We start from the raw sequence: 7,094 nt of genomic DNA on the forward strand, positions 1-7,094 counted from the left end.
CCACCGCCGAAACCACCGGAGCGGCGGTCGTCACGGTCGCGGTCACGGCCACCGCCGAAACCACCGGAACGGCGGTCGTCACGGTCCCGGTCACGGGTGAAGGCCGGACGCTCGCTGCGGGCCTCGCGGTAGGACGGGGCGCGCTCCTCCGACTGCGGCGCCGCGGCCGGAGCCTCGACGACGGCCTCGGCCTGGGCGGTCTCCGCACCGGCCTCCTCGGCCTCGGCCGGGGCCTCGTCCTCGATGCCCAGCTCGGCCCGCTCGCGCGCCGCACGGGCGGCGAGGCGGTCGGCCTCCTCGCGCAGCTCGGTGGCGCGGCGCTGCGCGCGCTCCAGCTGGCGGGTCATGTCGGCGAGCTCGCGCTCGGCGGCACCGGCGATGCCGGCCGCGCTCTCGGCCTGGACCTCGGTGAGCGAGCGGGCGCCGGTGATCTTGGCGACCTCGGCGTCGAAGGCGTGGTCCAGGATGTGGCGGCTGGCGTCGACGCCCGCGTCCTCCATCAGGCGGAACACGCCGCGGCGCTGGTGCGGCAGCACCAGGGTGACGACGGCGCCGGAGCGGCCGGCCCGGGCGGTGCGGCCGGAGCGGTGCAGGTAGTCCTTGTGGTCGCCGGCCGGGTCCACGTTGAGGACCAGGTCGATGCCGTCGACGTGGATGCCGCGGGCGGCGACATCGGTGGCGACGACGACGTTGACGTAGCCGTCCTTGAAGTCGCCGAGGACGCGGGTACGGGCGCCCTGGGTCATGCCGCCGTGCAGCGCGTCGGCCTTCACACCGGCCTCGATCAGCTGCTCGGCGACCCGGTCGGCGCCCATCTGGGTGCGGACGAAGATGATCGTGCGGCCCTTGCGGGCGGCGATCGCGTTGGTGATCGGCGCCTTGTCCTTGGGCTTCACCACGAGGATGTGGTGGGTCATGGTGGTGACCGCGCCGGCCGACGGGTCGACCTCGTGGGTGACCGGGTTCTTCAGGTAGCGCTTGACCAGGGTGTCGATCTCGTTCTCCAGGGTGGCGGAGAACAGCAGGCGCTGGCCGCCGGCCGGCACCTGGTCGAGGATCTCGGTGACCTCGGGCAGGAAGCCCATGTCGGCCATCTGGTCGGCCTCGTCGAGGACGACGGTCTTGACGTCGGCCAGCTTGGCGGAGCCGCGGTTCAGCAGGTCGCGCAGACGGCCGGGGGTGGCGACCAGGACATCGACACCGCGCTCCAGCGCGTAGATCTGGTTGGACATCGAGGTGCCGCCGCAGACGACCTTGAGCTTGAGGCCGAGGACCGAGCCGAACGGCTCCAGGGCGTCGGCCACCTGCATGGCCAGCTCACGGGTCGGGACCAGGATCAGGCCGCGCGGGTGCTTGGGCTTGGTGCGCTCGCCGTCGGCCAGGCGGGTCAGCAGCGGCAGGCCGAAGCTGAGGGTCTTGCCGGAGCCGGTGCGGCCGCGGCCCAGCACGTCCTTGCCGGCCAGGGCGTCCGGGATGGTCGCGGCCTGGATCGGGAACGGGGTGGTGACGCCGCGCTTGGCGAGGGCGCGCACGACGTCGTCGTGCAGGCCCAGGTCGCCGAAGGTGATCGTGGGCTCGGCGGCCTCCGCCGGCTCCTCGGTGGCCTCGACGGCGGTCTCGGTGACCTCGGCGGCCAGCTCGGCGGCCTCGGCGGTCAGTTCGGTGGTGTCGGTGGTGTCGGAGACATCGGCGGCAGCCTCGTTCGCGGGCATGGCGAAGCGGGCGTCGTCAACGAGAGACATGCAAAACCTTCCGGAAGTGGCACGCGCCAAAGTCCGGGGTTCTGTTTCACAACCGCCTCTATGCGGTCAGCCACGGATCGCCGGAACGCGCCAAGGGCGCCGGGGAATAGGGCGCCAATCAAATGAATCAAACGAACGATCTACCACCATAGACGAACCTCGGGATCAGAGGCAAATGCCCTGGCCAGCCCGCTAATGCGTACCCGCGTGCGGGCTCGGGGCCGAGGAACCGGAGCTGCCGGTCGAGGGCTCCGGGCCCGGCGGGACGGTCGCGGCGGGAGTGGTGCGCTCGGGCTCCGGGGAGCCGGACGGGCGGCCGCTCGGGGTGGCCGACGGGGTCCCGGCCGAACCGCCGCCGGAACGGCCCTCACCGGTGCCGCTGGTCCCGCCGGAGCCCGCCGTGCCACCGGCCGAGGAGCCCGGGTGGGGTGCGGGGCTGCTGTTCGCTCCGCCGGACGCGCCGCCACCCGGCGCGCCCTCGGGAGCGGGCGCCCCCGGCACCGGGACCACCCCGGCCAGCACGCCGTCCGCGCCGGGCGCCGGCGCTCCCGGAGCGGGGGCCGTGGCCCCGGCCGGCGCGTTCTCGGCCTGCAAGCCCCCCTGGTGCTCCGTGCGCCCCGACGCGCCCCCGGGGTGTCCGGCCCCCGGCTGGGCCGAGGGGCCGCCCGTCGCCCCCGGCCTCCCCGCCGGTCCGGCCTGCCCGACCGGCGCGACCCCGCCGTGCTTCTCCTCCGCCGCCGGACCGACCGACATGCACCCGGTCAACCCCAGCCCGGCCACCGCCAGCACCGCCGCCGCCCGTACCACCGCTCCCGAACGCACCGAAGCCACCGAGCTCCCTCTCCACCGCCCCACCCGGGCCGCCCACTGGCGCGCGGCCGCTTTCGGTGCCCAACGCGCGCCGGGCGCACGGGGACACGGGTCGACGGCGCGGTTCTCGGTCGGCGAAACGTTTCTCGGACCCGGGAGCCCCGGCCCGGCCCGGGAGCCGCCGACCGGCCTCAGCCCCACAGCGCCGAGGCCAGCTCCGCCCCCGCGTACACCGCGACCAGCCCGGCCGCCAGACTGCCGGCCACGTTCGCCAGCGCGTACCGCCCGGCCCCGGACTCGGCCAGCCGCAGGGTCTCGTACGAGAAGGTCGAATAGGTGGTCAGCGCCCCGCAGAAGCCCGTCCCGACCAGCAGTTGGACGTGCGAGGAGGCCGCCCCGGCCGCCACCGCCCCGGTCAGCAGCCCGAGCACCAGACAGCCGAACACGTTCACCGTGAAGGTCCCCCACGGGAACACCGAGTCGTGCCGGGACTGCACCGCCCGATCGGTCAGGTACCGCAGCGGAGCGCCGACCACCGCGCCCGCCACCACCAGCAGCCAGTTCACTCCGCTCCCCCGCCGACGCCGTCGACGCCGTCGACACCGCCGACACCCCGGCCCGCGTAACGGACCACCTCGCAGCGGTCCAGCAGCACCAGACCCTCCTCGACCAGCTCCTCCAGCTGCGGCAGGAACCCCCGCACCCGCTCCTCCTCGTCCACGATCACCACCGCCACCGGCAGGTCCTCGCTCAGCGACAGCAGCCGCGCCGTGTGCACCAGCGAGGAGGCGCCGAACCCCTCGATCCCGCGGAACACACTGGCCCCGGCCAGCCCGGCCGCCCGCGCCCGGTGCACGACCTCGCTGTACAGCGGCCGGTGGTGCCAGGTGTCGCTCTCCCCCACCAGGACGGTCAGCCGCAGCGCCGGCCCGGCCAGCCGGCTCACCGGGCACCGCCCCGGTGGATCAGCCGCCGGGTCAGCGTCGCCGCCGCCCACACCGCGCCCAGCGCGCCCAGCAGCGTCAGCCCCAGGTACGCCAGCCCGGGCCCGAGCCGCCCGGCCTCCAGCAGTCGGCGGATGTCCACCGCGTACGTCGAGAAGGTGGTGAACCCGCCCAGCACCCCGGTGCCGAAGAACGGCCGCAGCAGCGGATGCGCCGGGCGCCCCTCGGTGACCACCACCAGGAACGCCCCGATCACCGCGCAGCCGACCACGTTGATCAGCAGCGTCGTCCACGGGAAGGCCGACGGCCCGGTCGTCCAGCCGAGCCCGGCCGCGTACCGGGCCAGCGCCCCGATCGCCCCGCCCAGCGCGATCACGGCCACCGCGGGCCCCTGCCCGCGCAGCACCGGCGCACGTCCGGGCGCCGGGCCCGCCACCGCACCGGCCGCGGGGTCGTCCAACGCGTCCTCCGAGGTCGTCACCAACCCATCAAACACCGGCGTCCACCGCCTGGCACACCGTCACCCCAGACCCGACAATGATCCGGTGGAGATGACCCGGGAAGAGTTCGAGACGCTGGTCAGTGACGCCCTGGACCAGATCCCCCCGCAGCTCGCCGCGATGATGGACAACGTGGCGATCTTCGTCGAGGACGAACCCGACCCGAACGACCCCGAGCTCCTCGGCCTCTACGAGGGCACCCCGCTCACCGAGCGCGGCGAGTGGTACGCGGGCGTCCTGCCCGATCGGATCCTGATCTACCGCGGCCCCACCCTGCGCCACTGCGCCACCCGCGAACAGGTGGTCGAGGAGGTCCGCACCACCGTCATCCACGAGGTCGCCCACCACTTCGGCTTCGACGACCACGAGCTCGACGAACTCGGCTGGTCCTGACCCCACCGGACGCCCCACCCCCACCCGGCCCAAACCCGTTTTGGCGATCGGCCCTGCATCCCATATGCTTCTCGACGTCCCCGGGAACGCTGGAAACAGCCGAACGGACCACAAGCCCTCATCGTCTAGTGGCCCAGGACGCCGCCCTTTCAAGGCGGTAGCACGGGTTCGAATCCCGTTGGGGGCACGCAGTACCGTAGTAAAGTGCAGTGCGGCAAGACCGTTAGTGGTTCGCCACTACCAGGTCCCGTGGAGCAGTTGGTTAGCTCGCCACCCTGTCAAGGTGGAGGTCGCGGGTTCAAGTCCCGTCGGGATCGCTCGTCTCGCAAGAGACGGTGCAGTACGGCCAGGTAGCTCAGTTGGTACGAGCGTCCGCCTGAAAAGCGGAAGGTCGCCGGTTCGACCCCGGCCCTGGCCACCATCGATGAAGCCCCGGAGAGATCACTCTCCGGGGCTTCTCGCGTATCCGTGACCAGCCGTCAGGCGAGGCGGGTGGCGAGCCAGTCCGCGGTGGTGGGGAGCCAGTCGGGGAGGGCGGTGCCGAGCAGGTGGTTGCCGTGCGGGACGAGCAGGAGCTCGGCGTTCAGGGCGTGCCGGGCGAGGACGGTGGCGTTGGTGACGCCGGGGATGCGGTCCTCGCCGCCCTCGACCACCAGCAGCGGCAGGGTGATCGCCGGGGCCAGGTCGGTCAGGTCCAGCCGGGCGGCGAAGGCCCGGGCCGCCTCGGGGGTGCCGCAGCGCTGGACCAGGGTGTCGGTGACGAACGGGGGCAGGGCGTCCCAGTCCAGCCGGTACGGCCCGCTGACCGTCACGGCGGCGCGCAGCCGCGGCTCGTGGGCGGCGGCCACCGCGGCGTAGTAGCCGCCCAGGCTGAGGCCGACCACGGCGGCGCGGGCCAGGTCCAGTCCGTCGTGGGCGGCGAGCGCGTCCAGGGCCCGGCCGACCACCCGGTGGTAGTCCGGCTCCGGCGCACTGTCGGCGGCCAGGACGCCTTGGCCGGGCCCGTCGATCGCCAGCACGGCGACGCCGCGGGCCAGCAGGGCGTCGACGAGCGCGTGGAACTCCTCCTTCGAGGAGTCCATGCCCGGCACCACCAGCACCACCGGGGCGGCGCCGTCCGCCGCCGGGCGGCGCAGCCAGCCCGCGAAGCCCTCGCCCTCGACCCGCCGGGCGTCCGGCTCCAGCAGCGCCAGTGACGCCCGCATCGCCTCGTCGGCGGCGGTGGCCAGCCGGGCGGCGGCGGCCCGGTCGGGGTGCGGCAGCAGTCCGGCGGCGTGGAACCAGCGGGCGGCGCAGCGGTAGCCGGCCCCGGCGGTGACCGTCCGACCCTCGGCGGCGGCCCGGACGGCCTCGTCCAGGTGGTGCTGCCCGACGGCGCCGAAGGCCGCGGGCCAGTCCAGCAGGGAGGTCAGCCCGGCGGTCGCCCGGTCGTACTCGTAGAGGTCGAGCCCGGCCCCGTGGGCGCGCGGGCGGTTCACCTCGACGAACGCGGGCAGCTGGTCGGGGGTGTCGAAGAAGGACATGGTGGTTGGTTCCTTGTCTGGGTCAGGCGACGGTCAGCACGGCCTTGCCGCGGATCCGGCGGTCGCGCAGGTCGGTGAGGGTGGTCGCGGTCCGCTCCCAGGACGCGACCCGGCCGATCTCCGGGGTCAGCCGGCCGGCCGCGGCCAGCCGCACCAGGACGGCCAGGTCCGCGCCGTCCGGGACGTCGGAGTCGGCGTAGTGGAAGTGCCGCAGGGTGGCCGACTCGGGGCCCTTGAAGAAGTCGAAGAAGTCCAGCGTGACGGGCGTGCGGGAGGCCTGGCCGAACCAGACCAGGGTGCCGCGCCGGGCCAACCGGGCCAGCGCCAGCGGCAGGGCGGCGCCACCGGTGGACTCCAGCACCAGGTCGTACGGACCGCGCGCCGCCCCCACCTCGTGCACCACCTCGGCCGCCCCCAGCTCGACGAGCCGACGACCACGCTCGGGCGAGGCCGTGACCACGGTCAGCTCGGCCCCGGCCGCAGCGGCCAGCTCGGTGACGTAGTGCCCCACTCCCCCGGACGCCCCGGTCAGCAGCACCCGCCGCCCGGCCACCGCCCCCACCGTGCGCAGCAGCCGCAGCGCGGTGAGCCCGGCCAACGGCAGCGCGGCGGCCCGGACGGCGTCCAGGCTGTCGGGCAGCTCGGCCAGCGAGGACGCGGGCACGCACACGTACTCGGCCCACCCACCCGCCGGCGGATGCCCCACCACCCGCCGGCACACGGCCGGCCCCGACCCGTCGGCGGCGGCCTGCACCACCAGCCCGGCGACGTCCTTCCCCGGCCGCCACCCGGCCCGGGGCGCCTCCAGCTGGAAGGTCTCGCCCCGGTTCACCGAGAAGGCCTCCACCTTCACCAGCACCTCCCCGGGCCCCGGCCGCGGCTGCTCCACCTCCGCGAACCGCACCGGCTCCCCCGCCACACCCGTCGCCACCAGCGCCTTCATCCCCGCACTCCTCCACTCGGCTGCCCCCACCCCACCGCCCCCGGCACCCCCCGGTCCAACAACCACCCGCCCCCGACGACAACCCCCAGCTGTCACCCCCGCCCACGGGCGCGCGGGCCCCGCCCCGCGCGCCCACGCACCCACCCCCACGAACCACTCCAGGCGAGAGGGACGCGCTGCGGGAGGGGGCGGTGGAGGGGGTGGGTGCGGAGAGGGGCGTGACGGGTGATTTTCAGACT

The 7,094-nt window shown here is 74.7% G+C and carries 8 protein-coding genes and 3 tRNA genes; 4 read left to right on the forward strand and 7 right to left on the reverse strand.

The annotated features are described in order from the left end of the window. From ACIP4P_RS39710 to crcB (ACIP4P_RS39730), 5 genes are all read right to left on the reverse strand, one after another. A partial coding sequence (locus tag ACIP4P_RS39710; protein WP_400927724.1) for a DEAD/DEAH box helicase occupies positions 1 to 1,742 on the reverse strand: 1,742 nt, incomplete at its 3' end. Positions 1,743 to 1,934: 192 nt separating this feature from the next. Further along, the gene (locus ACIP4P_RS39715; RefSeq protein WP_400927727.1) at positions 1,935 to 2,336 is read right to left on the reverse strand and encodes a hypothetical protein; all 402 of its coding nucleotides are present in this window, start codon (positions 2,334 to 2,336) and stop codon (positions 1,935 to 1,937) included. Positions 2,337 to 2,743: 407 nt separating this feature from the next. Continuing rightward, positions 2,744 to 3,118, reverse strand: a complete 375-nt coding sequence (gene crcB, locus ACIP4P_RS39720) for a fluoride efflux transporter CrcB (RefSeq protein WP_400927730.1) — start codon at positions 3,116 to 3,118, stop codon at positions 2,744 to 2,746. Then, positions 3,115 to 3,498, reverse strand: coding sequence for a DUF190 domain-containing protein (locus tag ACIP4P_RS39725; RefSeq protein ID WP_400927733.1), 384 nt, complete (start codon positions 3,496 to 3,498; stop codon positions 3,115 to 3,117). The genes crcB (ACIP4P_RS39720) and ACIP4P_RS39725 overlap by 4 nt, the downstream gene beginning before the upstream one ends. Then, on the reverse strand, positions 3,495 to 3,977 hold the full coding sequence (crcB, locus tag ACIP4P_RS39730; protein ID WP_400927736.1) for a fluoride efflux transporter CrcB: 483 nt from the start codon (positions 3,975 to 3,977) through the stop codon (positions 3,495 to 3,497). Before crcB (ACIP4P_RS39730) ends, ACIP4P_RS39725 begins: the two co-directional genes overlap by 4 nt. Before the next feature lie 70 nt (positions 3,978 to 4,047). Here crcB (ACIP4P_RS39730) and ACIP4P_RS39735 point away from each other — a divergent pair, with 70 nt between their 5' ends. The 4 genes from ACIP4P_RS39735 to ACIP4P_RS39750 all read left to right on the forward strand — a co-directional run bounded on the left by ACIP4P_RS39735 (position 4,048) and on the right by ACIP4P_RS39750 (position 4,810). Then, positions 4,048 to 4,389 (forward strand): metallopeptidase family protein, encoded by a 342-nt coding sequence (locus ACIP4P_RS39735; RefSeq protein ID WP_400927754.1) that lies wholly within the window; start codon positions 4,048 to 4,050, stop codon positions 4,387 to 4,389. Positions 4,390 to 4,503: 114 nt separating this feature from the next. Beyond that, positions 4,504 to 4,576, forward strand: a tRNA-Glu gene (locus tag ACIP4P_RS39740). 56 nt (positions 4,577 to 4,632) lie between these two features. Beyond that, positions 4,633 to 4,706: transfer RNA gene (locus ACIP4P_RS39745), tRNA-Asp, on the forward strand. 27 nt (positions 4,707 to 4,733) lie between these two features. Beyond that, positions 4,734 to 4,810: transfer RNA gene (locus ACIP4P_RS39750), tRNA-Phe, on the forward strand. A gap of 58 nt (positions 4,811 to 4,868) precedes the next feature. Here ACIP4P_RS39750 and ACIP4P_RS39755 read toward each other — a convergent pair. Together ACIP4P_RS39755 and ACIP4P_RS39760 are read right to left on the reverse strand one after the other, a co-directional pair. Then, positions 4,869 to 5,912 (reverse strand): alpha/beta hydrolase family protein, encoded by a 1,044-nt coding sequence (locus ACIP4P_RS39755; RefSeq protein WP_400927739.1) that lies wholly within the window; start codon positions 5,910 to 5,912, stop codon positions 4,869 to 4,871. Positions 5,913 to 5,934: 22 nt separating this feature from the next. Further along, positions 5,935 to 6,855, reverse strand: coding sequence for a zinc-binding dehydrogenase (locus tag ACIP4P_RS39760; protein WP_400927742.1), 921 nt, complete (start codon positions 6,853 to 6,855; stop codon positions 5,935 to 5,937). Positions 6,856 to 7,094 lie beyond the last annotated feature (239 nt).

This window comes from Kitasatospora sp. NPDC089509, assembly GCF_044749365.1.
In the GTDB taxonomy this organism is placed as follows: Bacteria; Actinomycetota; Actinomycetes; order Streptomycetales; family Streptomycetaceae; genus Kitasatospora.

What these genes read in the sequence shown, in the direction of transcription:
- ACIP4P_RS39735 (WP_400927754.1), top strand. Translation starts at nt 4,048, where the DNA reads ATGACCCGGGAAGAGTTCGAGACGCTGGTCAGTGACGCCCTGGACCAG.
- ACIP4P_RS39755 (WP_400927739.1), bottom strand. Translation starts at nt 5,912, where the DNA reads ATGTCCTTCTTCGACACCCCCGACCAGCTGCCCGCGTTCGTCGAGGTG.
- ACIP4P_RS39760 (WP_400927742.1), bottom strand. Translation starts at nt 6,855, where the DNA reads ATGAAGGCGCTGGTGGCGACGGGTGTGGCGGGGGAGCCGGTGCGGTTC.